The 24816-nt window shown below is 72.7% G+C and carries 24 protein-coding genes and 1 pseudogene; 17 read left to right on the top strand and 8 right to left on the bottom strand.

All coding sequences use genetic code 11. The features are described from left to right. The 5 genes from scpB (at nucleotide 1) to AB0E77_RS25435 (ending at nucleotide 4260) form a co-directional block, all read left to right on the top strand. Nucleotides 1–570, top strand: a complete 570-nt coding sequence (scpB, locus tag AB0E77_RS25455; RefSeq protein ID WP_229869722.1) for an SMC-Scp complex subunit ScpB — start codon at nucleotides 1–3, stop codon at nucleotides 568–570. Continuing rightward, the gene (locus AB0E77_RS25450; RefSeq protein ID WP_361574333.1) at nucleotides 570–1685 is read left to right on the top strand and encodes a pseudouridine synthase; all 1116 of its coding nucleotides are present in this window, start codon (nucleotides 570–572) and stop codon (nucleotides 1683–1685) included. Before scpB ends, AB0E77_RS25450 begins: the two co-directional genes overlap by 1 nt. 79 nt (nucleotides 1686–1764) lie before the next feature. Further along, nucleotides 1765–2484, top strand: a complete 720-nt coding sequence (locus AB0E77_RS25445; protein WP_361574331.1) for an NUDIX domain-containing protein — start codon at nucleotides 1765–1767, stop codon at nucleotides 2482–2484. After that, nucleotides 2481–3503 carry an ADP-ribosylglycohydrolase family protein gene (locus AB0E77_RS25440; protein WP_361574329.1) on the top strand — a complete coding sequence of 341 codons (1023 nt, stop codon included), beginning with the start codon at nucleotides 2481–2483 and terminating at the stop codon, nucleotides 3501–3503. The genes AB0E77_RS25445 and AB0E77_RS25440 overlap by 4 nt, the downstream gene beginning before the upstream one ends. 4 nt (nucleotides 3504–3507) lie before the next feature. After that, nucleotides 3508–4260 (top strand): nucleotidyltransferase domain-containing protein, encoded by a 753-nt coding sequence (locus AB0E77_RS25435; protein WP_361574327.1) that lies wholly within the window; start codon nucleotides 3508–3510, stop codon nucleotides 4258–4260. Here AB0E77_RS25435 and AB0E77_RS25430 read toward each other — a convergent pair. Continuing rightward, nucleotides 4186–4929: a nucleotidyltransferase domain-containing protein gene (locus tag AB0E77_RS25430; protein WP_361574325.1), complete on the bottom strand. Its 744-nt coding sequence runs from the start codon at nucleotides 4927–4929 to the stop codon at nucleotides 4186–4188. The genes AB0E77_RS25435 and AB0E77_RS25430 overlap by 75 nt on opposite strands. A 23-nt stretch (nucleotides 4930–4952) precedes the next feature. Further along, the gene (locus AB0E77_RS25425; RefSeq protein WP_361574323.1) at nucleotides 4953–5351 is read right to left on the bottom strand and encodes a Rieske (2Fe-2S) protein; all 399 of its coding nucleotides are present in this window, start codon (nucleotides 5349–5351) and stop codon (nucleotides 4953–4955) included. Nucleotides 5352–5490: 139 nt separating this feature from the next. On the opposite strand from AB0E77_RS25425, the gene aroH reads away from it, so the two are divergent. The 5 genes from aroH to der all read left to right on the top strand — a co-directional run bounded on the left by aroH (nucleotide 5491) and on the right by der (nucleotide 9956). Then, nucleotides 5491–5853 carry a chorismate mutase gene (gene aroH / locus AB0E77_RS25420; RefSeq protein WP_361574321.1) on the top strand — a complete coding sequence of 121 codons (363 nt, stop codon included), beginning with the start codon at nucleotides 5491–5493 and terminating at the stop codon, nucleotides 5851–5853. Next, complete coding sequence (locus AB0E77_RS25415) at nucleotides 5850–6935, top strand: prephenate dehydrogenase (RefSeq protein ID WP_361574319.1); 1086 nt, start codon at nucleotides 5850–5852, stop codon at nucleotides 6933–6935. Before aroH ends, AB0E77_RS25415 begins: the two co-directional genes overlap by 4 nt. 122 nt (nucleotides 6936–7057) lie before the next feature. Then, the gene (gene cmk, locus AB0E77_RS25410) at nucleotides 7058–7753 is read left to right on the top strand and encodes a (d)CMP kinase (RefSeq protein WP_361574317.1); all 696 of its coding nucleotides are present in this window, start codon (nucleotides 7058–7060) and stop codon (nucleotides 7751–7753) included. Between the two features lie 62 nt (nucleotides 7754–7815). Beyond that, a complete protein-coding gene (locus AB0E77_RS25405) occupies nucleotides 7816–8403 on the top strand; it encodes a lysophospholipid acyltransferase family protein (protein WP_361574373.1) in 588 nt (195 codons plus the stop codon). A gap of 74 nt (nucleotides 8404–8477) precedes the next feature. Further along, a complete protein-coding gene (gene der, locus AB0E77_RS25400) occupies nucleotides 8478–9956 on the top strand; it encodes a ribosome biogenesis GTPase Der (RefSeq protein ID WP_361574315.1) in 1479 nt (492 codons plus the stop codon). Nucleotides 9957–10018: 62 nt separating this feature from the next. Here the strand turns inward: der and AB0E77_RS25395 are convergent, their stop codons facing one another. After that, nucleotides 10019–10333 carry a hypothetical protein gene (locus tag AB0E77_RS25395; RefSeq protein ID WP_361574313.1) on the bottom strand — a complete coding sequence of 105 codons (315 nt, stop codon included), beginning with the start codon at nucleotides 10331–10333 and terminating at the stop codon, nucleotides 10019–10021. Between the two features lie 64 nt (nucleotides 10334–10397). Next, nucleotides 10398–11180: a hypothetical protein gene (locus AB0E77_RS25390; RefSeq protein WP_361574311.1), complete on the bottom strand. Its 783-nt coding sequence runs from the start codon at nucleotides 11178–11180 to the stop codon at nucleotides 10398–10400. A 634-nt stretch (nucleotides 11181–11814) separates the two neighbouring features. On the opposite strand from AB0E77_RS25390, the gene AB0E77_RS25385 reads away from it, so the two are divergent. After that, nucleotides 11815–12030 (top strand): I78 family peptidase inhibitor, encoded by a 216-nt coding sequence (locus tag AB0E77_RS25385; RefSeq protein ID WP_361574309.1) that lies wholly within the window; start codon nucleotides 11815–11817, stop codon nucleotides 12028–12030. A gap of 105 nt (nucleotides 12031–12135) precedes the next feature. Here AB0E77_RS25385 and AB0E77_RS25380 read toward each other — a convergent pair whose 3' ends face one another. Both AB0E77_RS25380 and AB0E77_RS25375 read right to left on the bottom strand, forming a co-directional pair. Then, the gene (locus AB0E77_RS25380; protein WP_361574307.1) at nucleotides 12136–13155 is read right to left on the bottom strand and encodes a phosphatase PAP2 family protein; all 1020 of its coding nucleotides are present in this window, start codon (nucleotides 13153–13155) and stop codon (nucleotides 12136–12138) included. A gap of 237 nt (nucleotides 13156–13392) precedes the next feature. After that, nucleotides 13393–14532 carry a mannosyltransferase family protein gene (locus AB0E77_RS25375; RefSeq protein ID WP_361574305.1) on the bottom strand — a complete coding sequence of 380 codons (1140 nt, stop codon included), beginning with the start codon at nucleotides 14530–14532 and terminating at the stop codon, nucleotides 13393–13395. A gap of 305 nt (nucleotides 14533–14837) precedes the next feature. On the opposite strand from AB0E77_RS25375, the gene AB0E77_RS25370 reads away from it, so the two are divergent. Together AB0E77_RS25370 and AB0E77_RS25365 are read left to right on the top strand one after the other, a co-directional pair. Next, entirely contained in the window at nucleotides 14838–16448 is a 1611-nt protein-coding gene (locus AB0E77_RS25370) for an MFS transporter (protein WP_361574303.1), read from the top strand. 361 nt (nucleotides 16449–16809) lie between these two features. Further along, the gene (locus tag AB0E77_RS25365) at nucleotides 16810–18003 is read left to right on the top strand and encodes an acyl-CoA dehydrogenase family protein (protein ID WP_361574301.1); all 1194 of its coding nucleotides are present in this window, start codon (nucleotides 16810–16812) and stop codon (nucleotides 18001–18003) included. A gap of 54 nt (nucleotides 18004–18057) precedes the next feature. Here the strand turns inward: AB0E77_RS25365 and AB0E77_RS25360 are convergent, their stop codons facing one another. Then, complete coding sequence (locus AB0E77_RS25360) at nucleotides 18058–18495, bottom strand: cell division protein SepF (RefSeq protein WP_361574300.1); 438 nt, start codon at nucleotides 18493–18495, stop codon at nucleotides 18058–18060. A gap of 291 nt (nucleotides 18496–18786) precedes the next feature. Here AB0E77_RS25360 and AB0E77_RS25355 point away from each other — a divergent pair, with 291 nt between their 5' ends. Beyond that, entirely contained in the window at nucleotides 18787–19983 is a 1197-nt protein-coding gene (locus AB0E77_RS25355; protein WP_361574299.1) for a DUF5685 family protein, read from the top strand. Nucleotides 19984–20011: 28 nt separating this feature from the next. Here the strand turns inward: AB0E77_RS25355 and AB0E77_RS25350 are convergent, their stop codons facing one another. Then, on the bottom strand, nucleotides 20012–20959 hold the full coding sequence (locus AB0E77_RS25350; RefSeq protein ID WP_361574297.1) for an ABC transporter substrate-binding protein: 948 nt from the start codon (nucleotides 20957–20959) through the stop codon (nucleotides 20012–20014). Nucleotides 20960–21355: 396 nt separating this feature from the next. Between AB0E77_RS25350 and AB0E77_RS25345 the strand changes: the two genes are divergently transcribed. The 3 genes and pseudogenes from AB0E77_RS25345 to AB0E77_RS25335 all read left to right on the top strand — a co-directional run bounded on the left by AB0E77_RS25345 (nucleotide 21356) and on the right by AB0E77_RS25335 (nucleotide 24787). Further along, nucleotides 21356–22213: an amino acid ABC transporter permease gene (locus AB0E77_RS25345; RefSeq protein ID WP_361574295.1), complete on the top strand. Its 858-nt coding sequence runs from the start codon at nucleotides 21356–21358 to the stop codon at nucleotides 22211–22213. Next, the gene (locus AB0E77_RS25340; protein WP_361574293.1) at nucleotides 22210–23997 is read left to right on the top strand and encodes an FAD/NAD(P)-binding protein; all 1788 of its coding nucleotides are present in this window, start codon (nucleotides 22210–22212) and stop codon (nucleotides 23995–23997) included. The genes AB0E77_RS25345 and AB0E77_RS25340 overlap by 4 nt, the downstream gene beginning before the upstream one ends. Then, nucleotides 23994–24787 (top strand): annotated as a pseudogene (locus tag AB0E77_RS25335) (amino acid ABC transporter ATP-binding protein). Before AB0E77_RS25340 ends, AB0E77_RS25335 begins: the two are co-directional and overlap by 4 nt. Nucleotides 24788–24816: the final 29 nt, after the last annotated feature.

Below are 24816 nucleotides of genomic sequence, written 5' to 3'. Positions count from 1 at the left end.
ATGGTCGTCGACGAACCCGCGACCGAGGAGCACCTCGCGAAGGTCCTCCAGCGGCCCCGGCGGCAGATCGCGGACGCCCTGCGCGAGCTGGCCGACGAGTACACCGTCCAGGGCCGAGGCTTCGAGCTCAGGCTCGTCGCGGGCGGCTGGCGCTTCTACACCCGCCCCGAGTACGCCGCCGCCGTCGAGGGCTTCGTCCTGGACGGCCAGCACGCCCGCCTCACCCAGGCCGCCCTCGAGACCCTGGCCGTCGTCGCCTACCGCCAGCCGGTCAGCCGCAGCCGCGTCTCCGCGGTGCGCGGCGTGAACTGCGACGGCGTGATGCGCACCCTCCTCCAGCGGGGTCTGGTGGAGGAGGCGGGCACGGAACCCGAAACAGGTGCGATCCTGTACGTGACGACGAACTACTTCCTGGAGCGGATGGGCCTGCGCGGCCTGGACGAGCTCCCGGAGCTCGCGCCCTTCCTCCCGGAGGCGGCGGCGATCGAGGCCGAGACGCTGGAAGGGGTCCCGTCGTTCGATCCGGACGCCCCGGATTCCGAGGACGCAGACGACAAGACGGAACTTTGATGCGAAGCAGCAGCGGCAGGAACAGCAGCGGAAACAACGGCGGGAGCCGTGGTGGCAACAGCGGCGGCCGCGGCGGGAGCAGCGGGGGTCGCGGCAACTACCGCGGCGCCGGCAACAACCGCGACGACAGGCAGGGCGGCCGTCCGAAGAAGCCCCGCCCGGAGGAGCGGCGCTACGACGTGGGCCCCGGTGCCACCCAGGACGGTCCGAAGTCGGGCCGCGGCCCATCGGCCCGCGGTGGCGCCAAGGGCGGCCCGAAGCGGCCCCAGCAGCGGGGCCGCAGCGCCCCGGCCACGTCCCGCGAGTACGAGACCCGCGCCGAGGAGCGCAACCGCGAGCGGTACGCGGGCAAGAAGGACGTCAAGCTGCCCAAGACCTTCCCGGGCGCCGAGCAGGAGGGCGAGCGGCTGCAGAAGGTCCTCGCACGCGCGGGCTACGGCTCCCGTCGGTCCTGCGAGGAGCTGATCGAGCAGGCGCGCGTCGAGGTCAACGGCGAGATCGTGCTGGAGCAGGGCAAGCGGGTCGACCCGGAGAAGGACGAGGTCAAGGTCGACGGCCTGACCGTCGCGACGCAGTCGTACCAGTTCTTCTCGCTGAACAAGCCCGCCGGTGTCGTCTCCACCATGGAGGACCCGGAGGGCCGGCAGTGCCTCGGTGACTACGTCACCAACCGCGAGACCCGTCTCTTCCACGTCGGCCGGCTCGACACCGAGACCGAGGGCGTCATCCTGCTCACCAACCACGGTGAGCTGGCGCACCGCCTGACCCACCCGAAGTACGGCGTGAAGAAGACCTACCTCGCGCACATCGTGGGCCCGATCCCGCGCGACCTCGGCAAGCGGCTGAAGGACGGCATCCAGCTGGAGGACGGGTACGCGCGCGCGGACCACTTCCGGGTCGTGGAGCAGACCGGCAAGAACTACCTGGTCGAGGTCACCCTCCACGAGGGCCGCAAGCACATCGTCCGCCGGATGCTGGCGGAGGCCGGCTTCCCCGTGGACAAGCTCGTGCGCACCGCCTTCGGCCCGATCACGCTGGGCGACCAGAAGTCGGGCTGGCTGCGCCGGCTGTCCAACACGGAGGTCGGGATGCTGATGCAGGAGGTCGACCTCTAGGAGCCGGAAGGCCCGCAGGGTTGTGACGGGCGGCCACCCCCTTTTATAGTCTGAGTGACTATTAAGGGGGTGGCCGTCCGTGCTCGGCTACGACAAGCACGCCTACGAGCCCTTCGCCGTCACCGTCGACCTCGCCGTCCTCACGCTCCGCGCGGGCGCGCTGCACGTGCTGCTGGTCGAGCGGGGACAGGAGCCGTACGCCGGCCGCTGGGCCCTGCCCGGCGGCTTCCTGCTGCCGGACGAGTCGGCCGAGACGGCCGCCCGGCGCGAGCTGGCCGAGGAGACCGGTCTGGCGGAGGTGACCGGGCTGCACCTGGAGCAGCTGCGGACCTACAGCGAGCCCGGCCGGGACCCGAGGATGCGGGTCGTGTCCGTCGCGTTCACGGCGCTGCTGCCCGACCCTCCCGAACCGCACGCGGGCACCGACGCGGCCGAGGCCCGCTGGCTCCCGTACGAGAAGGCGCAGGGCCTCGCCTTCGACCACGACCGGATCCTGGCCGACGCCCGCGAGCGGGTCGGCGCCAAGCTGGAGTACACCTGCCTGGCCACCGCCTTCTGCCCGGCCGAGTTCACGCTCGGCGAGCTGCAGCAGGTCTACGAGACGGTGTGGGGCACCACCCTGGACCGGCCCAACTTCCGCCGCAAGGTCCTCGCCACGCCGGGCTTCGTCGAAGCCGTCCCCGGCGGCGCCCGCCTCACCGGCGGCCGCGGCAAGCCCGCCGCCCTCTACCGCGCCGGCCCGGCCACCGCCCTGCACCCGCCCCTGCTCCGCACCCCTCGGGAAGGACGCCCCGCATGACCACGACCACCGTCACCAAGCGCGCCGCCACCGGGGCGCTCACCGGACTCGCCCTCGGCGACGCGCTGGGATTCCCGACCGAGTTCAGCGACGTCCCGTCGATCCTCGCCAAGTGCGGCCCGTGGCGGGGGATGGAACTGCCCCGGCCGGCCGTCGTCACCGACGACACCCAGATGACGCTGGCCCTGGGGAAGGGGCTGCGGACGGCGACGGACCGCGGGGCCCTGACCCCGGAAGGGATGGTGGAGCCCGTTCGGCACGAGTTCACAGCCTGGAACCGCTCTCCGGAGAACAACCGCGCCCCCGGCAACACCTGCCTCACCGCCTGCGGCCTCCTGGAGCGGCCCGACCGCCCCTGGCAGGACGCCAGTCAGATCCACTCCAAGGGCTGCGGCGCCAACATGCGCGTCGCCCCCGTCGGACTCGTCCCCGGCCTGAGCGACGAACAGCGTGCCGGCGCCGCCCAGTTGCAGTCCGCGCTCACCCACGGCCACCCGACCGCGCTCGCCGCCTCCGACCTCACCGCGCACGCCGTCCGGCTGCTCGCCGAGGGCGCGGAACCGACCGGACTCGTCGGCCTGCTGCGCTCCTACGCCTACGACAACCGCACCCGCTATCACGAGCGCTGGCTCGGCGACCTGTGGACCCGTTCGCAGGACCCCTCGCCGGAGCACTTCATCGCCCGCGGCTGGGACGAGTGCCTGGCGATACTCGACCGGCTCCAGCACGCGGTGCGCACCGTTTCCCCGGAGACCGACCCGTGCCTCGCGGTGGGCGAGGGCTGGATCGCCGAGGAGGCCATGGCGGCCGGCCTGCTCTGCTTCCTGCTCTTCGTCGACGAGCCGCTCACGGCCCTGCGCCGCGGCGCCTGCACCTCCGGCGACTCCGACTCCATCGCCTGCCTCGCGGGCGCCTTCGCGGGCGCGCACCTGGGGGCCGACGCCTGGCCGGCCGACTGGGCGGACCGCATCGAGTACCGGAGCGACCTGCTGGCCCTCGGGGCACTCTGGGACGCTTGAGCGCATGATCGACGCCCTGGACATCGACCTGGCCCCGGTGGTGGCCGAGCAGCCCTTCCCGGTCCTGTTCGCCACCGTCTCCGGCGCCCACCTGTACGGCTTCCCCTCCCGCGACTCGGACGTCGACCTGCGCGGCGTCCACCTGCTGCCCGCCGCCGACCTGGTCGGCCTGCGCGAGCCGGAGGAGACCCGGTCCCGGATGTGGGACCGCGACGGCGTCGAGATGGACCTGGTCACGCACGACCTGCGCAAGTTCGTCCGGCTGATGCTCCGGCGCAACGGCTATGTGCTGGAGCAGCTGCTGTCGCCGCTGGTCGTGCACACCACCGACGCCCACCGGGAGCTGGCCGGGCTCGCGCCGGGCGTGCTCACCAGCCACCACGCCCACCACTACCGGGGTTTCGCGCAGACCCAGTGGCGGCTGTTCGACAAGAGCGGTGAGCTCAAGCCGCTGCTGTACACCTTCCGGGTCCTGCTCACCGGCATCCACCTGATGCGCGCCGGCGAGGTGCAGCCCCATCTGCCCACGCTCGTCGGGGAGGTCGGCGCCGCTCCGGCCTACCTGCCCGAGCTGATCGCCGCCAAGGCCGAGCGCGAGCACGGCGACGCCGCCGTCGACCACGCGCGCGTGCGGGACGACGTGGAGCGGCTGCACACCGTTCTGGACGAGGCGCAGGCCGCGTCAGCGCTGCCCGGCGCCCCGGTCGCGTACGACGCGCTGCACGACTTCGTCGTACGGACCCGCCTGGAGCGCTGAGGCGCGGCGCACGCGGACGAGGAAGTCCTCCACGCGGTGCCGGTCCGGTTCGTCGGGCAGCGGGCTGTGGCGGACGGCCCGCTCGCTCTCCTCCACCAGGCGGGCCATCCGGGCGTCCACCTCCGGCCAGGGCACCTCGCCGCGCTTCACGGCGAGCAGCGCCTCGCGCCGGTCGCCGACGTCGACGGTGAGCGTGCCCGTGCGCAGCAGGTCGCGGGCGGACGTCAGCAGCCGCAGCAGGTGCATCGCGTGCTTCCAGCGCGGGGCGCCGTGCGTGCGCACGTCGGCGTCCAGCTTGCGGCGCTGACCGTGGGCGTAGCGGGTGAACGTCCCGTGGGCCCGGCGGGAGAGGAACGCCCCGCGGAGGGAGAGGAGTTCGAGGCCGGTGTCGTCCACGAAGTCCACCAGCGGGGAGTGCAGGCACTCCAGGATGTTCGGGTTCGCCCGCAGTGCCAGTTCGCAGAAGCGCTCCAGCTCCCAGCTGAACTGCTCCTCGGCCGGCCCCTCGACGTGGGTCGGCGGCTTCTCGAAGCGCCAGAACAGCGGGGTGGGGGCGAGGAACACGCCCCGGCGATCGGTGTCGCTGTCCTCCGTCGCCAGACCGAAGGCGCGCGAACCCATGACACAGGCGTAGATCGTGTGGTCGCGTACCAGGGTCTCGGGGTTCATGCCCGGGAGCGTACGTCGGCCCCTCACGCCAGGCGGACCGAATTTCCCTCCACCGTGATCCGCTTCTCCGGCAGCGGCTTCGTCGCCGGGCCCTGTTCCACCGCGCCGTCGGAGATGGCGAACCTGCTGCCGTGGCAGGCGCAGAGGATGGTGCCGTCGCGCACGTCCGCCACGATGCAGCCCTGGTGGGTGCAGACCGCGGAGAAGGCCTTGAAGTCCCCCTGCTCCGGCTGGGTCACGACGACCTTCTCGGCGTCGAAGACCTTGCCGCCGCCGACCGGGATGTCGCCCGTCGCCGCCAGCTCCCGCCCCGGCGAGGCGGCCGACGAGCCCCCGTCACCGCCCCCGCCGCCGCAGCTCACGGCGAGCGTCACCGCGCCCGTGCAGACGAGGACCGTACGGCGGGTGGGATGGTGTGTCATGGCGTCGCTCCGGGGTGAGGGGGGCGGGGCAGGGCCGGAACCAGCGTCTCAGGAGGCGGGCGCCGGGCACCCGCCCGGCGCGGGCTGACTACGCTGGACGGACCAAGAGCAGTAACGCACGTCAGCAAGGAGCATCGCCGTGGCGGTACGAGCGGTCCGGGGCGCCGTCCAACTGGAACGGGACGAAGCCGGTCACATGGACGAGCAGGTCGCGGCCCTGCTGACCGCCGTCCTGGAACGCAACGGGCTGACCGGGGACGACCTGATCAGCATCTGGTTCACGGCCACGCCCGACCTGCACAGCGACTTCCCGGCAGCCGCCGCCCGCAAGCTCGGCATCACCGACGTCCCGCTGATCTGCGCCCAGGAACTGGACGTCGAGGGCGCCATGCCCCGCGTCGTCCGGATCCTCGCCCACATCGAGTCCGACCGGCCCCGCGCCGAGATCTCCCACGTCTACCTCGGCGCCGCCGCGGCCCTGCGCAAGGACATCGCCCAGTGAGAACCGCACTCGTCATCGGCACCGGCCTCATCGGCACCTCAGCCGCCCTCGCCCTCGCCGCGCGGGGCGTCACCGTGCACCTCGCCGACCACGACCCCGAGCAGGCCCGCACCGCCGCCGCCCTCGGCGCCGGCACCGACGAGGCGCCCGGAGGACCCGTCGACCTCGCGATCGTCGCCGCCCCGCCCGCCCTGGTCGCCGACGTGCTCGCCGACGCCATGGAGCGCGGGCTCGCCCGCGGCTACGTCGACGTGGCCAGCGTCAAGGGCGGCCCCCGGCGCGAACTGGAGGCGCGCGGGCTCGACCTCTCCGCGTACATCGGCACCCACCCCATGTCCGGCCGCGAGAAGTCCGGCCCGCTGGCCGCCACCGGCGACCTCTTCGAGGGCCGTCCCTGGGTGCTGACCCCGACCCGGGACACCGACACCGAGGTGCTCAACCTCGCGCTCGAACTGGTCTCGCACTGCCGGGCCGTGCCGGTCGTGATGGACGCCGACGCCCACGACCGCGCCGTGGCCCTCGTCTCCCACATGCCCCACCTGGTCTCCAGCCTGGTCGCCGCCCGCCTGGAGCACGCCGAGGAGGCCGCCGTACGGCTGTGCGGGCAGGGCATCCGCGACGTGACCCGCATCGCCGCCTCCGACCCCCGGATGTGGATCGACATCCTCTCCGCGAACCCGGGTCCGGTCGCCGACCTGCTCGGCGACGTCGCCGCCGACCTGGAGGAGACGGTGCGGGCCCTGCGCTCCCTCCAGTCCTCCGACGACGACAAGCGCCGCGAGGGCGGCGCGGGCATCGAGGCCGTCCTGCGGCGAGGCAACGCCGGCCAGGTCCGGGTCCCCGGCAAGCACGGCTCCGCGCCGCGCGTCTACGAGACCGTGGTCGTCCTCATCGACGACCAGCCCGGACAGCTCGCCCGCATCTTCGCCGACGCGGGCCGGGCCGGCGTCAACATCGAGGACGTCCGCATCGAGCACGCCACCGGGCAGCAGGCCGGCCTGGTGCAGCTGATGGTGGAGCCGAAGGCCGCCGCCGTGCTGACGGCGGCCCTGAAGGAACGGGGCTGGGCGATCCGGCAGTGAGGCCCGGGTCCGCACCGGGTCATGCGCCTGTCGGAGGGGTCCCGCGGACCCAGTAACCTTGTGCGGGACGCGCTCGCGTCCCGCACACCACTCACCGCACCGCACCAGGAAGGTGTCCCCTCGTGGAAAACGGCGCCGCCCCGACCGCCCCGGCCGTGATTGTCGCCATCGACGGCCCCTCCGGCACGGGCAAGTCGAGCACGTCGAAGGCCGTCGCCGCGCAGCTCGGCCTGAGCTACCTGGACACCGGCGCCCAGTACCGGGCGATCACGTGGTGGATGGTGACCAACGGCATCGACATAGCCGACCCGCACGCCGTCGCGGCCGCGGCCGGCAAGCCCGAGATCGTCTCCGGCACCGACCCGTCCGCCCCGACCATCGTGGTCGACGGCGTGGACGTGGCCGGCCCGATCCGCACCCAGGAGGTCACCTCCAAGGTCAGCGCGGTCAGCGCCGTCCCCGAGGTGCGGACCCGGATCACCGAACTGCAGCGCACCATCGCCGCCGGCGCCGAGCGGGGCATCGTCGTCGAGGGCCGTGACATCGGCACGACCGTGCTGCCCGACGCCGACCTCAAGATCTTCCTGACCGCCTCCCCGGAGGCCCGCGCGGCCCGCCGCAGCGGCGAGCTCAAGGGCGCCGACGTGCAGGCCACCCGCGAGGCCCTGATCAAGCGGGACGCGGCCGACTCCAGCCGCAAGACCTCGCCGCTCGCCAAGGCGGACGACGCGGTCGAGGTGGACACCACCGACCTCACCCTCCCGCAGGTCATCGAGTGCGTCGTCACCCTCGTCGAGGAGAAGCGGGCGGGTAAGTGACCTCACCCTCCGTCCCCTCCGAGAAGGGCGCCGAGGTCGGGCGGCGCATCGGCGTCGGCCTGATGTACGGCCTGTGGAAGCCGCGCGTGCTCGGTGCCTGGCGGGTGCCCACGACCGGCCCGCTGATCTTCGCCGTCAACCACGCGCACAACATCGACGGCCCGATGGTCATGGGCGTGGCGCCCCGGCCGACGCACTTCCTGATCAAGAAGGAGGCGTTCGTCGGACCGCTCGGCCAGTTCCTGACCGGCATCGGCCAGGTCCAGGTGGACCGCGCCTCCACCGACCGCACCGCCATCGCCCGGGCGCTCGGCGTGCTGGAGAGCGGCGGCGTGCTCGGCATATTCCCCGAGGGCACCCGCGGCGAGGGCGACTTCGCCTCGCTGCGCGCCGGCCTCGCCTACTTCGCCGTGCGCGGCGGCGCTCCGATCGTCCCGGTCGCCGTCCTGGGAAGTTCCGAACGGCCCGGGCGGTTGATAAAGGCGCTGCCACCCCTGCGTTCCCGCGTCGACGTCGTCTTCGGCGACCCATTCGACGCCGGTGACGGCAGTGGACGGCGCACCCGCAAGGCGCTCGACGAGGCGACCGAACGCATCCAGAAGCAGCTCACCGCGCACCTGGAAAACGCCAGGCGGCTCACCGGCCGTTAGGCGACACTTGAGTAGTGGATCACCCGGTACAGGGGTGTTCCACCGATCACCACGATGAACGAGGTACGGACTTCATGAACGACGACATCCACTCCGAGGGTTCGGGCGAGGTGCACGACCACGGGGCGCTTGGCGACGCCGAATACGCGCAGTTCATGGAGCTCGCCGCGGAAGAGGGCTTCGACCTGGAGGAGGTCGAGGGCGCCATCGAGGAGGCCGGGCACGGCCCGCTGCCCGTCCTCGCCGTCGTCGGCCGCCCCAATGTCGGCAAGTCGACCCTGGTGAACCGCATCATCGGCCGCCGCGAGGCCGTCGTCGAGGACAAGCCCGGCGTCACCCGCGACCGCGTCACCTACGAGGCCGAGTGGGCGGGCCGCCGCTTCAAGGTCGTCGACACCGGCGGCTGGGAACAGGACGTCCTCGGCATCGACGCCTCCGTCGCCGCCCAGGCCGAGTACGCCATCGAGGCCGCCGACGCGGTCGTCTTCGTCGTGGACGCCAAGGTCGGCGCCACCGACACCGACGAGGCCGTCGTACGGCTGCTGCGCAAGGCCGGCAAGCCCGTCGTGCTGTGCGCCAACAAGGTCGACGGCCCGAGCGGCGAGGCCGACGCGTCCTACCTGTGGTCGCTGGGCCTCGGCGAGCCCCACCCCGTCTCCGCGCTGCACGGGCGCGGCACCGGCGACATGCTCGACAAGGTCCTGGAGGCCCTGCCCGAGGCCCCGGCGCAGACCTTCGGCACGGCGGTCGGCGGCCCGCGCCGCGTGGCCCTCATCGGCCGCCCCAACGTCGGCAAGTCCTCCCTGCTGAACAAGGTGGCGGGCGAGGAGCGCGTCGTCGTCAACGAGCTCGCCGGCACCACCCGCGACCCGGTCGACGAGATGATCGAGCTCGGCGGCAAGACCTGGAAGTTCGTCGACACCGCGGGCATCCGCAAGCGGGTCCACCTCCAGCAGGGCGCCGACTACTACGCCTCGCTGCGCACCGCCGCCGCCGTCGAGAAGGCGGAGGTAGCCGTCGTCCTCATCGACGCCTCCGAGTCCATCTCGGTGCAGGACCAGCGGATCGTCACCATGGCCGTCGAGGCCGGCCGCGCGATCGTCGTCGCCTACAACAAGTGGGACACCCTCGACGAGGAGCGCCGTTACTACCTGGAGCGGGAGATCGAGACGGAGCTCGGCCAGGTGGCGTGGGCCCCGCGGGTCAACGTCTCGGCGCAGACCGGCCGGCACATGGAGAAGCTGGTCCCGGCGATCGAGACCGCCCTCGCCGGCTGGGAGACCCGCGTCCCCACGGGCCGGCTGAACGCCTTCCTCGGCGAGCTGGTCGCCGCCCACCCGCACCCGGTGCGGGGCGGCAAGCAGCCGCGCATCCTGTTCGGCACGCAGGCGGGCACCAAGCCCCCGCGGTTCGTGCTCTTCGCCTCCGGCTTCATCGAGGCGGGCTACCGGCGCTTCATCGAGCGCCGGCTGCGCGAGGAGTTCGGCTTCGAGGGGACGCCGATCCACATCTCGGTGCGGGTGCGCGAGAAGCGCGGCGCCAAGAAGAAGTAGCGAGAGACGGCGAGAAGGGGCGGTCCCGGCCGGGACAGCCCCTTCTCGCCGTTCGTCCGCGCTCAGGCGCCCCTGCGCGGGGCCGGCGGCAGCGCGGCCGGGACGTGGCGCATCGTCCCGGTGCCGTGCGGGCCGAGCTGGCCGACGCGTTGCCACGGCGACGGCTGGCCGGACCGGGTGCTCTGGGCGCCCAGGCTGTAGGCGCTGTAGCCCCGGCCGCGGGACAGGCTGCCGAACCCGGTGAACTCCAGCTCCTCCTCGCCGCTGCGATCCCCCGGCAGCGAGCGGAAGGACCGGACGTACTCGGCGTAGAGCGCGTCGTAGATCGGCGTGGCCGAGGGGCCACCGTGGCGGTGGGAGGAGTCGTATGCGTGCACGTATGTCCAAACGACCCCGGGCCCGAAGGGATGCGGCCCGACGGTGGTCGGCCGCATCCGGTGATCAGGTCCCTGCCAGGGGCAACGCGGCGGCGACCAGCAGTCCGCCGGCCGCCGCCTTGTCCAGTGCCTCGCGCAGCAGATCCTCCCGGGGCTGCCGGCCGATCGTGCCGACCGGCGCCGCGAACAGCAGCACCTGCTGCTGCTTGGCCGCCGCCGTCCGCCAGCCCTCGGTGACCTGGAGGGGCTGGTGCGCCTGCCACCAGGCCACCGGCCGGCCGCCGTCCGCCCCGGGCTGGAGCACCGCGTGCAGCTGGCCCATGGCGAGCAGCACCGACCAGCCGTGCAGCACGGTGGGGACGGTGGACAGCTCGACGACCGGCATGAAGCCCTGCTCGATGAGGAGCGGCAGGAAGTCGTCACCGGTGCCGTGGGTGCCCGGCCGCACGATGGGGGCGGTCGGCTCCACCACCAGGGCCGGGTGCAGCTCGTCGGCGATCAGTACGAGGCCGCTGGTCACGCCCAGCACGGCCTGCTCGGACGCGGCCGGCTGCGGCTGCGGGCGGGCCGCGTCGGCGCTGATGGACTTCACCGCCCCCTGGAGCTGCTCCTCGGTGACCTTGACGACCTGGGAGGGCAGGCAGCCCGCGTGGGCGAAGGCGAGCACGGCCGTCTCGTCCCCGACGAAGAGAACGGTGCTGGTGCGCTCCTGCTCGCAGTCGCCCGGAGTGCGGCAGGACGTGCAGTCGTAGCTGCCCGGGGCCGACTCCCCGGCGAGCAGGCGGTCGGCTTCTTCGTCGCCGATCTCGGCGCGTACGTCGTCGCTGACGTCGAGCATGCGCGGCACGGGTGGCTCCCTCGGGATGCGGTGCGTGACCGGGCCGGGTGGCTCCCGGCCCGCGGTCCGGGTGGGTCCCCGGCTCATGCTGAAGACAACGGGCGATCCGCGGCGGGAGTCACGCCCCATCCCGAACGGAATCGAACCGTCCCGCGCCGGGGACGAGACGGTCACGGCGCCGGGCAGCGGCCGTCAAGTGCGGGGCTTCACAAGGGAGTTGACGAGCGAGGAGGGGTCGGAGGTCGCTGGATCGGTAGGTCGACAAATCCGGAAATCGGCGAATTAACCGGGTGACGGAAAAGCCCTGCCGCCGGATGCGGTAAGCATGTGGGCGAAGCGTGTATTTCCTGTGTCGGTACCCGATCGACGCACGTTCGTTCCGGACCGTTCGAAGGAAAACGAACGGCATGCCTGGGGTGGCTCGGGCACCCTTTTCCGCGCGTTTATTCGAGCGGTCGGCGCGACGCACGGTAATTGTCGCGACGTGCTCGCGGAAGTCGTTCGGAACCGTCCATCCGGGTGAAGGAGTTCAGTCAAAACGCACCCCGTGATCCTGTGACAGAAATGTGACCGAAGGGGTCTTCGGGCCCCCTGATACGGGCCTGGGCTTCCCCGCCCGTGGAGCAGGGCATAGCGTGGTGACATGCCACCGATTCCCACACCCCCCGCCGAACCCCAGGACAGTCCGGACACCTACGTGGGCCTCGAATCCGGGGCGGCCGAACGGCTCGCGCGCGAACGCGGCTGGTCGACGGTGCGGTCGCTGGCACCGGGCACGGTCATCACCATGGAGTACCGCGTGGGCCGCCTCAACTTCGAGGTGAAGGACGGCCGAGTGGCCCGCGCCTGGAAGGGCTGACACGACGCCGACGGCCCCGGCCCCCCTCGATGGGGGGCCGGGGCCGTCGGCGTTGCGGGGAAGGGGCTGTGCGTACCGGCGCCCCCGCGGGCCCGTGGGGAGCGGTCAGCCGCCGGACAGGGGCCGTGCCGCCGGGGCCGTGCTGCGCGGATGGCGGTCGGAGTGCGGCGGGCGGCGGCTGCCCGCCGGGGTGACCGGCGTGCGGTCCGAGCGGGCCGTGTGCGGGCCGGGGGCCAGATACACCGGCGCCCTGGCGGTGCGGGGCGTGGCGACCGGCTCGCGCGCCGGAGCGCCCTCCCGGCCGGGGGCGGAGTGCGCGAGCACCACGGGCGTGGCGACCGGCCCCCCGGCCTGCCGCGGACGGCCGCGCCGGGCGGACCACCGGTCCCGCAGGCCGAGGATCCAGGCCTCGGTGCGGCTGATCAGCGGCTCGAACCACGGCAGCGCCAGCAGGATCAGCAGCCCCGCCGCCCAGCCGAGGAGCACGTCGCTGAGCCAGTGCGTACCGAGGTAGACGGTGGACATCCCGACCCCGAGGGAGGTGACCGCCGACAGCGCCGACAGCCAGCGCCGCGCCCTCGGCGTCGACGCCAGATAGGCCAGGATGCCCCAGGTGACGACGGCGTTCGCGGTGTGACCGCTCGGAAATATATCGCCGCCGAGACCCATCTCGTTCGCGCCGACCGTGGTCGCGTAGTGCGGTCCCAGCCGGCCCATGCCGATCTTGGCGGCGCCGACGGTCACGTTCAGCAGCAGCAGCGACGTGCCGAGCGCGAGCAGCGGACGCAGGGTGTGCTGACGCCAGGACCGCCAGCCGAGCCACGCCGCGACCATCACCGCCGTGGGGCCGCGCTGGCCCAGGACCACGTAGTAGTCGACGAACGCGTGGATCTCCGGCCACTGCTGGTAGGGCCGGAAGAACATGACCTGCCAGTCGAGCCGGACCAGCCACGAGGTGATCAGCACGGCCCACACGATCGCGATATAGAACGCGAGGGTGCCGGAGAACAGCGCAATGCGGTGCCGGCTCATCACCGGCACATCTAGGTGGGCCGGTCGTTCCGGCTCCCGGTCGAGTCTCGCGAACACCCGGTCCAGACGGGTGAGGTTCCGTTCGGTACGCACCCAATCGACGTTACAGCGAGTGAGGAGTGATCCCCGACGAAACAACGGCTTTGTGATGACGATGTGATGTGGGATTCCTCTCAGGAGTGGTCTTTTTCCGAGGAATCCGTAATCCGGTCCGGCAGTGGGCCTCAATTCCTTTGATCGGCCCGGTCGAGGGTTTTATCGTGCTTATTAATTCGTTAACCGAATGCTGGTACGGAATTCTTCCCCCGCTCATCGGACGGACGGGTCCCGTCAGGGCGGACCGGAGCCGTTCAGCCAGAACGCGCCGTACCCGGCCGAGACGACGGCGACCCCGGCGACCACCAGCGCCGACCTGGAGGTCCGCAGCCCGGCCAGGGCGAGGGCGGGCGGCAGCAGCAGGGGGAAGGCGGGCAGCAGCAGCCGGGGCTTCGAGCCGAAGTAGCTCGACGCGCACAGGGCGAGCGCCATGACGATCCCCGAGTACACCAGCAGCGCGAGCGGCTGGCGCCGCCGTACACAGACGACGTACAGCCACACCAGCAGGGCGACCCCGGCGATCAGGCCGGCGCCCGCCAGGGCCGACGGGAACGACGTGAGTTTCGCGCCGGCGAACCGGGCGAAGGACACTCCACCGTCGAAACCGTTGCGCCAGCCGGCCTGGACGTCGAGGTAGCCGAGCGGGCCCCTGCCGGTGCGGTGGCCCACCCACAGCACGTATCCGGCGGCGCCCAGGGGCGCGAGGAGCATGCCGAGCACGGCGGTGGCGCTCCGGCTGCGCCGGAGGGCCGTGACGGCCGCCGCCCACACCGCCGCCGTCACCGCGAGCCCGACCGGCCGGGTCAGACCGGCCAGCGCGGCCAGCGCCCCCGCCGTCACCCAGCGCCCGGTCAGCACCGCGTACAGCGACCAGGCGGCGAGCGCGGTGAACAGTGACTCGCTGTACGCCATCGACTGCACGATCCCCACCGGCAGCACGGCCCACAGCAGCACCGCGCACACCCCGGCCCTGCGGCCGTACACGTGCTCCGTCACCGCGAAGATCCCCCAGGCCGCCGCGAGCGAGGCGAGCAGGCTCACCACGAAGCCCGCGTCGGCGTACGACAGCGGGCTCACGGCCGCGCCCAGCCGCTCCAGCCAGGGCAGGAGGGGGAAGAAGGCCAGATTGGAGTGCACGTCGCCGTTGGGCAGGTGCACCTCGTAGCCGTACCCCAGCTCGGCGACCCTGGTGTACCAGAGGGAGTCCCAGCGGGCGGTCAGCAGCGTGTACGCGCTCTTGTCCCGCGCGGCGCTCCACAGGGCCAGGCCGAGCAGGCCCAGGGCGCGGACGGCCGCGTAGCCGAGGAGCGCCGGGGCGGCCCGGCGCAGGGCTCCGGCGCGGTCCGCCACCACGCGTGTTTCAAGATCGGTCACGGGCCGATTATCCGCCGGACACCCGGCGGGCCGGCCGGCCGGGGCGGTCGGCCGCGGCCGTCGCCCGGGGTGACGGCCCGCCCGATGGCCGGGTGGGGCGCGGTGGGCGCGGTGGCGCACACCACACACCTCACGCGAGATGTGTGAGCCCGGCCACGCGGGTGTGCGAGTGACTCGCGTACGCTGGCGAGTCACTCGCGTTCCGCCCACGGCCCGGAGACCCCGCTCCTCTCCGGCCGAGCCGCCGGGGAGTCCCCACCCCGCGCTGGCCGCCGGGCGCGAGGGAACATCTTGGAGGTACGTGCATGTCCGGGACGACCACGGCTGCCGCCGCGCTGCGCCACCGGGCTGCCGGGGCCGGCGCCAACCGCTGGGTGGTCCTCGTCGTCCTCTGCGTCAGCCTGCTGCTCGTCGCCGTCGACGCCACCGTCCTGCACGTGGCGGTCCCCGCCGTCACGGAGGACCTGAGGCCCGGCGCGATCGAACTGCTCTGGATCGTCGACGTCTACCCCCTCGTCTGCGCCTCGCTGCTGATCCTCTTCGGCACGCTGGGCGACCGCGTCGGCCGCAGACGGATCCTGCTCCTCGGATACGCGCTCTTCGGCGTCGCCTCCGCGCTGGCGGCGCTCGCCGAGGGCGCCCAGGTGCTGATCGCGGCCCGTGCGCTGCTCGGCGTCGGCGGGGCGATGATCATGCCGGCGACGCTGTCGATCCTGCGGCAGGTCTTCCCCGACCGGCGGGAGCGGGCACTGGCCATCGGCGTCTGGAGCGCCGTGGCCGCGGTGGGCGCGGCGGTCGGGCCGCTGCTCGGCGGCTTCCTGCTCGAGCACTTCTGGTGGGGCTCGGTGTTCCTCGTCAACATCCCGTTGATGCTGGTCAGCCTGCCGGTGGGAAGGCTGCTGCTGCCCGAGTCCAAGGGCGACGGCACCGGCCCCTGGGACGTCGTCGGCGCGCTGATGGCGGCGGCCGGCCTGTTCGGGGTCGTCCTGGGGGTGAAGCGGCTCGGCGGCGGGGAGCCGGTGGTGAGCCCGCTCACCGTGCTGCCGCTGGTGCTGGGCGCGGCGCTGCTGGCGGGCTTCGTGCGCCGGCAGCGACGGCGTACGCATCCGCTGGTGGATCTCGCGATGTTCCGGCGGCCGGCGTTCAGCACGTCGGTGGGCTGCATCGTGCTGGCCATGCTGGCGTTGGTCGGGCTCGAGCTGATCGCGGCGCAGTATCTGCAGCTGGTGCTCGGGCTGTCGCCGCTGGAGACCGGGCTGCGGCTGCTGCCGCTGACCTTCGCGGCGATGGCGGCCGGGCTGGCGGGCGCGCGTCTGCTGCGACGGTTCGGACCGCGGCGCATGGTGTGCGCGGGGTTCTGTCTGACGGCGGTGGCGGTGGTGCTGCTGACGGCGATGGGCCGGGCGGACAACTGCGCGCTGCTGCTGTCCGGGTTCGTGCTGCTCGGCTTCGGGCTGGAGACGACGCTGTTCGGGGCGTACGAGTCGATGCTGAGCGAGGCGCCGCCGGAGCAGTCCGGTGGGGCGGCGGCGATCGGGGAGACGTCGTACCAGCTGGGCGCGGGGATCGGGATCGCGCTGCTGGGCAGTGTGATGAACGCGGCGTACGCGCCCGGGGTGACGGGCGGGGTGCCCAGGGTGCCGGCGTCGGCGTCGGTGGCGGCGGGGCATTCGCTGGGGGAGGCGTACGAGGTTGCCGCGCAGCTCGGGGGGCCTGCGGGGGCTGCGCTGCGGCGGACCGCGGGTGATGCGTTCGTGCACGGGCTGCATGTGACATTGCTGGTGAGTGCGGGGTTGTTGTTGCTGGGGGCGGTGATGGCGTTGCGGTTGCCGCGGGTGATGCAGTGCGAGGAGGACGGGGAGGCGGTGGCGGTGCCTGCGCCTCGGGACGCGGTGGATTCACGCGTCTCGGTGTGACGCGGGAGGTCTCCCACCCGCGCACCACCCGTTCACCGCCGGCCGAGAGGTGACCGTCGCCTGTGGGGGTACGCCGCCGTCGGCGGCTGCGGGCCGTCGGGGGTCTCCCACCCGCGCACCATCCGTTCGCCGCCGGTCGGGCTCGGTTCCGGCGGCGGTGGGCCTGCTGGGAGGGGCGCTCCACCGTGAGCCGCCTGCGGTGGCGTACCCCCACGGGCGACGTCCACCACCTTCCGGTTGGCGGTGAACGGGTGGTGCGTGGGTGGGAGAGCATGGTGGACGTGAGGTGCGGCGCGTCGTAACGTCGGCTCGAGTAGCGTGACTAGCAGCGCTAGTTTTCCAGAGCCCCGGAGGGTGTTCCATGGCCTCGTCCCAGAAGTTGCCCGCGTTCGACCCCGTCGATCCCCTCGGCATCGACGACCTGCTGGAGCCGGAGGACCTCGCGGTCCGGGACACCGTGCGGGGCTGGGCCGCCGACCGCGTGCTGCCGCACATCGCGGACTGGTACGAGAAGGGGGAGCTGCCCGGGATCCGGGAGCTCGCCCGCGAGCTCGGGAGCATCGGCGCGCTCGGCATGTCGCTCGAGGGGTACGGCTGCGCCGGCGCGAGTGCCGTGCAGTACGGACTGGCCTGTCTCGAGCTGGAGGCCGCCGACTCCGGAATCCGCTCGCTCGTCTCCGTGCAGGGCTCCCTCGCCATGTACGCCATCCACCGCTTCGGCAGCGAGGAGCAGAAGCAGGCGTGGCTGCCGCGCATGGCCGCCGGTGAGGTCATCGGGTGCTTCGGGCTCACCGAGCCCGACCACGGGTCCGACCCGGCCAACATGCGCACCCGTGCCAAGCGCGACTCCGGGGGCGACTGGGTGCTCAACGGCCGCAAGATGTGGATCACCAACGGGTCCGTGGCCGGCGTCGCCGTGGTGTGGGCGCAGACCGAGGAGGGGATTCGCGGGTTCGTCGTCCCGGCCGACAGCCCCGGCTTCTCCGCCCCCGAGATCAAGCACAAGTGGTCCCTGCGGGCCAGCGTCACCAGCGAGCTGGTCCTCGACGACGTACGGCTGCCCGCCGACGCCGTGCTGCCCGAGGTCATCGGTCTGCGCGGGCCGCTCAGCTGTCTCTCCCACGCCCGCTACGGCATCGTCTGGGGCGCGATGGGCGCGGCCCGCAGTTCCTTCGAGGCGGCCGTCGAGTACGCGAAGTCGCGGGAGCAGTTCGGACGGCCCATCGGCGGCTTCCAGCTGACCCAGGCCAAACTCGCCGACATGGCGGTCGAACTGCACAAGGGCATTCTGCTCGCCCACCACCTCGGGCGGCGCATGGACGCCGGACGCCTGCGTCCCGAGCAGGTCAGCTTCGGCAAGCTCAACAACGTGCGCGAGGCCATCGAGATCTGCCGCACGGCCCGTACGATCCTCGGCGCCAACGGGATCTCCCTCGAGTACCCCGTGATGCGGCACGCGACGAACCTGGAATCGGTGCTCACCTACGAGGGCACCGTCGAGATGCACCAGCTGGTGCTGGGCAAGGCGCTCACCGGCCTCGACGCCTTCCGGTAGAGACGCCGGCGGGGGAGCGGCAAAGCGGTGCGGGGCCGTGTGCGCGGCCCCGCCTCAGCTCTGGTTGAAGAACCCGTCCGACCGGTGCGCGGCCGGGTCGCCGCTGATCACCTGGGTGTCGGCCGGGCTCAGCAGGAACACCCGGGTGGAGACCCGCTCGATCGAACCCCGCAGGCCGAAGATCAGCCCGGCCGCGAAGTCCACGACGCGCTTGGCGTCGCCGGCCTCCATGGCCGTCAGGTTCATGATGACCGGGACACCGTCCCGGAACATCTCGCCGATGGCACGTGCGTCCCGGAAGCTGTCCGGGGTGACCGTGCCGATCCGGCGGCCCCTCTCCTCGGCGACGTCCGAGGCCACCTTCACCCGCGGGTCCGTGACCCAGGCGTCCGGGGACTCGGTGCCCTCCGAGTAGTCGTCGTCGTAGTAGCGCTCGTCATCGTTGTCGTCGACGAGGCCGAGCCACGCACTCGCCTTGCGTACCGATCCCATGGACGCCTCCTCTCACAGCGGTCTTTCGTGCCTTCCGCATCCCTATGGTCATCCATGATGCGGACGTCGCGCCAAGTGGATAGACGCCGCCCGGGGGGTTTGTGACGGTACTGGTGCACAGCGAATCCGTCGAGAGTCCTTGTGTCCCAAGGGTCGTTTCCCAAACGGGTGCTGACTGTGAGTGAAATATGATTCTTCCCGGCGGACGGGTGAGTCAGGGTGCGTACGGGTGACGGCGGCTGTCGGTACGATGCCGCAGCTCAGCGTCGCACGTACCCACGGGGGAGAGTCGTGTTCGGAATCGTCAGGCCCTGCAGGCACCGGCTCGGAGAGAGCCTCACCAGCCAGTGGATGGCGCATTTGTGCGGGCTGTGCCTCGCACTGCGCAAGGACCACGGACAGTTCGCGCGCATCGTGACGAACTATGACGGGCTGCTCATATCGGTGTTGACGGAGGCTCAGGCCGAGCGGGGCGGCGCGGGCGCCGGGCGGCGTACGGCGGGTCCGTGCCCGCTGCGCGGGATGCGCACCGCGTCCGTCGCGCACGGCGAGGGCGCCCGGCTCGCGGCGGCCGTCTCCCTGGTGCTGGCCTCGGCGAAGGTGCGCGACCACGTCGCCGACGGGGACGGACTGCTGGCCCGGCGGCCCGTGGCCCGCGCCGCCCGCCGGGTGGCCGCCGGCTGGGACGCGGCCGGCCGCCGCAGCGGCGGTGCCGTCGGATTCGACACCGCCGTCCTCGTCGACGCCGTGGACCGGCAGGCCGGCATCGAGACGCTCGCCGGGCCCGGGACGCCTCTCCTGACCGTCACCGAGCCGACCGAGACCGCCACCGCCGCCGCGTTCGCGCACACCGCCCACCTCGCCGGCCGGCCGGACAACGCCGGGCCGCTCGCCGAGGCGGGGCGCCTGTTCGGACGGCTCGCCCATCTCCTGGACGCCGTGGAGGACCAGGAGGCCGACGCCGCCTCGGGCGCCTGGAACCCGCTCACCGCCACCGGCACCCCGCGCACGGAGGCCCGCCGGCTGGCCGACGACGCCGTGCACGGGATACGGCTGGCGCTGCGCGAGGTCGCCTGGGGGTCCGGGGTCTCCCCGGGAGGACACAGCACCGGCCGGCGGCTGGTGCACCGGCTGCTGGTGCACGAGTTGGGCACCTCCGTCGACCGCGCCTTCGGCACCCCCTCCTGCGCGCACGGCAGCCACCCGTACTCCCCGCCCGGCGCTCCCGGCGGCCCCGGTGCGCCGATGCCCCCGGAGCCGCCGCACCGCGACCGGCGGGGACTGCTCGCGGGGTGCGCCGTGTGGCTGGGGCTGGCCTGCACGTGCCAGATGTGCTGCGGCACCTTCGAGGACCCCTGGACCAGGCAGCGCCGGGAAGGACTGTTCCAGAGCTGCAGTGACTGCTGCGACTGCTGTGACTGCTGCAGCAACTGCGGCGACGCCTGCTGCTGTTGCGGCGACGGCTGCGACTGCGGGTGCGACTGCTGAGAGGCCGCCGCCCCGCCGTCGGCCGCCGTCAGTCCTTCAGCTCGGGGGGCGAGATCTCGGACTCGGCGATCGCCGACTCCGTCGTCCCCCACTTCTTCAGGATCTCGTCGTACGTCCCGTCGGCGATGAGCCCGTTCACCGCCGCCTGGAGTGCGGGCGCCAGCTTCGACCCCTTCTTCAGGGCGAAGCCGACGTCCAGACGGCGGAACTCGTTCAGGAACTTCAGGCCCTCCTGCTGGGCGACGGCGTAGCGCAGGCCGTTGATGGTGGACATCACGACGTCGCTGCGGCCCTGCTGGAGCGAGGACCACAGGGCGCCCTGCTCGCCGTAGGTCTGCACCTCGTAGGCCTTCTCGCCGGCGTCCGTGCACCGGTGCCTGTTCTCCTCCAGCGTGGCCTCGAAGGTGGTGCCGGCGCCGGTGGCCACCTTGAGCCCGCACAGCTGCGTGAGATCGGTGACCTTCGACAGGTCGCTGTCCTTCCGGGCGGCGAAGCCCTGGCCGTCGTTGATGTAGGTGACGAAGTCGATCGTCTTGCGCCGCTCCTCGGTCACGCCGAAGTTGGCGGCGCCGACGTCGTACTTGCCGCTGTCCAGGGCGGGCAGGATCGCCTCGAAGGACGCCTGCTCGGTCTTCAGCTCGATGCCGAGCGCCCTGGCGACGGCGTTCGCGAAGTCGACGTCCTGGCCGGTCAGCGTCTTGCCGTCGGACAGATAGGTGGTGCCGGGCGGGGTGCCGCCGACGGTCACGGCGAGGGTGACCTTCCCGGTGCCGGGCGGCAGCAGCTTCACCGCGGCCGGGTTCTCCTTCACGCCGGAGACCACGTCCGTGGTCGGGACCGCGTCGGAGCCGGCCGCCGCGCCCGCCACGTCCCCGGCGGGATCGCCGGAGCCGCACGCGGTGAGGAGCAGGGCCGCCGAGGCGATCAGGGCAAGAGGCGCGAAGAGTATCTTTCGGGCACGCGTGGGCGTACGCATGGCAGGGGTCTCCTGAGAACGGAAGAAGGCAAAGGCGGCACGAGGGGAGGGGTGCGCGTGTGAAGGCGTGAAAAGAAAGCGGGAACCCGAAAAGCCCCGACGGAGGAGTCAGGCGATCAGGGCATGCAGGGGGGTCGGCTCAACAGGAAGAGGACCACACTCGACCGAAGTCGATGTGGGAGCGCGTGACCAGCCACTGCTGCGGATGCATGGGCCAAGTGGAACAGGCATCCGGTTCCGCGTCAACGACTTGAGACGCACGGCTCACAGTGTGGACGGCCTTGACAGCGCACCGAAACCGCACCGTACTCTCGGCCCACGGCTCTGCTGAGGGGCTCGGCCGTGTGAAGGCACCACCCACCGTGTCCGACTGACTCGATGTCACGGAGCCTTCGCATGTCCTCCGACACCCTCGACCGCCCCGCCGCCGTACCGGACGCCCCGGACAAGGCGGACGTTCCGCGGATCGTCCCGCAACGCCGCCTCGGCCAGTGGATCGCCGCCGTCGCCGTCCTGGTCCTCCTCGGACTGGCCGTCAACTCCGTCCTGCGCAACGACGCCTTCCAATGGGACGTCGTCGCCGGCTACTTCACCTCCGACGCCGTCCTGCGCGGCCTGTGGCTCACCCTGTGGCTGACCGCCGTCGTCATGGTCCTCGGCTTCGCGCTGGGCACCCTGCTCGCCGCGTTCCGGCTCTCCGCCAACCCCGTATTGCGCGCCGTGAGCTGGGGCTACGTCTGGCTGTTCCGGTCGATACCGATCCTTGTGCAGCTCCTGCTGTGGTTCAACATCGGCGCCCTGTACCCGCAGGTCCTCGGCGTGAAGACCGTCGACCTGCTCGGCCCGGTCACCGTCGCGGTCATCGGCCTGACCCTGCACGAGGCCGCGTACGCGGCCGAGGTGGTGCGCGGCGGCATCCTCTCCGTGGACCGGGGCCAGACCGAGGCCGCCCAGGCCCTCGGCCTCGGCCGGTGGCGCCGGTGGCGGCGGATCGTGCTCCCGCAGGCGATGCGCTCCATCGTGCCGCCGGCCGGCAACATGCTGATCGGCACCCTCAAGGGCACCTCCATCGTCAGCGTCATCGCCGTCCAGGACCTGCTCTACTCGGTCCAGCTCGTCTACCACCGCACCTACCAGGTCATCCCCCTGCTGATGGTGGCCACCGTCTGGTACACCGTCGTCACCTCGGTGCTCAGCGCCGGCCAGTACTACGTCGAGAAGCACTACGCCCGCGGCACGGAGCGCACCCGATGACCCGGCCCGCGCTGGTGATCGTCGGCGCCGGACCGCGCGGCACCGGCCTGCTGGAGCGCATCGCCGCCAACGCGCCCGAGCTGTACGGCGAGACCGGCCTCGACATCCACCTCGTCGACCCGCACCCGCCGGGCGCCGGGCGGATCTGGCGCGAGGAGCAGTCGCCGCTGCTGTGGATGAACTCGCACGCCCAGGACGTCACCATGTTCACCGACGAGACGGTGGAGATGGCAGGGCCCGTCCGGCCGGGCCCCACCCTGCACGAGTGGGCGGGCCTGGACGGCCGCACCTTCGCCGGGCGCCGGGTGCAGGGCGCCTATCTGCGCTGGGCGTACGAGCGGGCCGTGGCCGGTCTGCCCCCGGGCTTCGTGGTGTACCACCACGCCCGGCGCGCGGTGCGGGTCGACGGCCCGCGCGAGGGACGCCAGCGGGTGTGGCTCCAGGGCCGCACCCTGCCCCTCCTCGCCGACCTGGTCGTCCTCACCCTCGGCCACCTCGACGCCGAACCCGACGACGAGCAGCGGGAACTCACGGCGTACGCCCGCGCCCACGGCCTCGTCCACCTCCCGCCGGACTTCACCGCCGACAGCGACCTGTCCGCGCTGCGCCCCGGCGACGACGTTCTCGTCCGCGGCTTCGGGCTGGCCTTCGTCGACCTGATGGTGCTGCTGACCGAGGGCAGGGGCGGACGGTACGACGGCGACACGTACGTGCCGTCCGGGCGGGAGCCGGTGCTGTACGTCGGCTCGCGGCGCGGGGTGCCGTACCACTCCAAGATCGGCTACGACTGGACCGGCGACCGGCCGCCGCTGCCGCGGTTCTTCGGGCCCGCCGAGACCGAGGCGCTGCTCGCCCGGCCGGACGGCTTCGACTTCCGGCGCGACGTGTGGCCGCTGGTCGAGAAGGAGCTGGGCTTCGCCCACTACCACCGGCTGTTCACCGCCCACCCCGAGCGGGTGACCCTCGACTGGCCCGCCTTCGAGGCCCGGTACGCCGCCGCGGACCCCGCCGAACGCGCTGCCCTCGTCGCCGCCGCCGTGCCCGACCCCGCCGACCGGCTCGACCTCGCCGCCCTCGACCGGCCCCTCGACGGGGTGCGCCACGGCACCCACGACGAGCTCCAGGAGGGGCTGCGCCGGTACGTCGAGGACGACCTGCGGCGCCGTCACGACTCCGAGCACAGCCCCGACCTGGCCGTCTTCCTCGCCCTGCTCTCCGTCTACGGGCAGCTGGTCCGGCTCGGCGACGTCGGCGGCTGGTGGCACGGCTTCTTCAGCTACCTTGCCTCCGGCCCGCCCGCCCCCCGGCTGCGCCAGCTGCTCGCACTGTCCCGGGCCGGCGTCGTCCGCTTCCTGGGCGCCGGCATGACCGTCACCGCCGAGGACGGCGTCTTCCGGGCCTGCGGCGCGAGCGTGCCCGGCCATGTGGTGGAGGCCCGCGCGCTGGTCGAGGCCCGGCTGCCGCACCCCACCGTCGAGCGGGCCCGCGACCCGCTCCTGCGCGCGCTGCACGACGACGGCGCCGCCGCCACCCCCGACGGGCTGCTGGCCGTCGACCGGGCCGACGGACGAGTCCTGGACCGGTCCGGCCTGCCGCACCCGAGGCGGTTCGCGCTCGGCCCGCACACCGACGCGCGTGGCTCCGGCGCCTTCACCCGGCCCCGCACCGGCGGAGTGGCGTTCCGGCAGAACGACGCCACCGCACGGGCCCTGCTGGCCTTCCTGCACACCCCCACCGGTCCCGCCACGGACCACCGCCCCCGGCTCGAGGAGTCCACGCGATGAGCGTCATGGTCGACATCAGGTCCGTCCACAAGAGCTTCGGCGCCCTGGAGGTCCTCAAGGGCATCGACCTCACCGTGCGCAGCGGCGAGGTCACCGTGATCCTCGGCCCGTCCGGCTCCGGCAAGTCCACGCTGCTGCGCACCGTCAACCACCTGGAGAAGGTCGACCGGGGCGTGGTCACCGTGGACGGCGCCCTGATCGGCTACCGGCGCACCGGCGACCGGCTGCGCGAGCTGCCCGAACGCGAGGTGCTCCGGCAGCGCACCCGGATCGGCTTCGTCTTCCAGAACTTCCATCTCTTCCCGCACCTGACGGTCCTGGAGAACATCACCGAGGCGCCGGTGTCCGCGCTGAAGCGGCCCCGCCGCGAGGCCGTCGAGGCCGCGCGCCGGCTGCTGGACCGGGTCGGGCTCGCCGACAAGGCGGACGCCTACCCCCGCCACCTGTCGGGCGGCCAGCAGCTGGGGGTGCCCCCAGGCCGTTCAGGCACTGGGGGAGGGTCGCCATCGCGCGGGCGCTGGCCCTGGAGCCGAAGCTGCTCCTGTTCGACGAACCGACCTCCGCCCTCGACCCCGAGCTGGTCGGGGAGGTCCTCGACGTCATCAAGGACCTGGCCCGGCAGGGCACCACCATGATCCTGGTCACGCACGAGATCGGCTTCGCCCGCGAGGTCGCCGACACCGTGGTGTTCATGGACGACGGCCGCGTCGTCGAGCAGGGCCCGCCCGGTGACGTACTGGCCCGCCCGCGTCACGAGCGCACCAGGGCGTTCCTCTCCAAGGTCCTCTGATCCCCGGATCCCGATGCCCGCTCCCCGGA

Origin of the sequence: Streptomyces sp. NPDC032940, from assembly GCF_040636935.1 — a bacterium.
Taxonomy (GTDB): domain Bacteria; phylum Actinomycetota; class Actinomycetes; order Streptomycetales; family Streptomycetaceae; genus Streptomyces.
Note: the sequence above shows the minus strand (reverse complement) of the source record. Positions and strands in the feature narration are given on the sequence as shown.

What these genes read in the sequence shown, in the direction of transcription:
- AB0E77_RS25450 (WP_361574333.1), top strand. Translation starts at nt 570, where the DNA reads ATGCGAAGCAGCAGCGGCAGGAACAGCAGCGGAAACAACGGCGGGAGC.
- AB0E77_RS25430 (WP_361574325.1), bottom strand. Translation starts at nt 4,929, where the DNA reads ATGAACCCCGAGACCCTGGTACGCGACCACACGATCTACGCCTGTGTC.
- AB0E77_RS25425 (WP_361574323.1), bottom strand. Translation starts at nt 5,351, where the DNA reads ATGACACACCATCCCACCCGCCGTACGGTCCTCGTCTGCACGGGCGCG.
- AB0E77_RS25360 (WP_361574300.1), bottom strand. Translation starts at nt 18,495, where the DNA reads ATGGGATCGGTACGCAAGGCGAGTGCGTGGCTCGGCCTCGTCGACGAC.
- AB0E77_RS25365 (WP_361574301.1), top strand. Translation starts at nt 16,810, where the DNA reads ATGGCCTCGTCCCAGAAGTTGCCCGCGTTCGACCCCGTCGATCCCCTC.
- AB0E77_RS25385 (WP_361574309.1), top strand. Translation starts at nt 11,815, where the DNA reads ATGCCACCGATTCCCACACCCCCCGCCGAACCCCAGGACAGTCCGGAC.
- der (WP_361574315.1), top strand. Translation starts at nt 8,478, where the DNA reads ATGAACGACGACATCCACTCCGAGGGTTCGGGCGAGGTGCACGACCAC.
- AB0E77_RS25345 (WP_361574295.1), top strand. Translation starts at nt 21,356, where the DNA reads ATGTCCTCCGACACCCTCGACCGCCCCGCCGCCGTACCGGACGCCCCG.
- AB0E77_RS25340 (WP_361574293.1), top strand. Translation starts at nt 22,210, where the DNA reads ATGACCCGGCCCGCGCTGGTGATCGTCGGCGCCGGACCGCGCGGCACC.
- AB0E77_RS25405 (WP_361574373.1), top strand. Translation starts at nt 7,816, where the DNA reads ATGTACGGCCTGTGGAAGCCGCGCGTGCTCGGTGCCTGGCGGGTGCCC.
- AB0E77_RS25350 (WP_361574297.1), bottom strand. Translation starts at nt 20,959, where the DNA reads ATGCGTACGCCCACGCGTGCCCGAAAGATACTCTTCGCGCCTCTTGCC.
- AB0E77_RS25370 (WP_361574303.1), top strand. Translation starts at nt 14,838, where the DNA reads ATGTCCGGGACGACCACGGCTGCCGCCGCGCTGCGCCACCGGGCTGCC.
- AB0E77_RS25435 (WP_361574327.1), top strand. Translation starts at nt 3,508, where the DNA reads ATGATCGACGCCCTGGACATCGACCTGGCCCCGGTGGTGGCCGAGCAG.
- AB0E77_RS25440 (WP_361574329.1), top strand. Translation starts at nt 2,481, where the DNA reads ATGACCACGACCACCGTCACCAAGCGCGCCGCCACCGGGGCGCTCACC.
- scpB (WP_229869722.1), top strand. Translation starts at nt 1, where the DNA reads ATGGTCGTCGACGAACCCGCGACCGAGGAGCACCTCGCGAAGGTCCTC.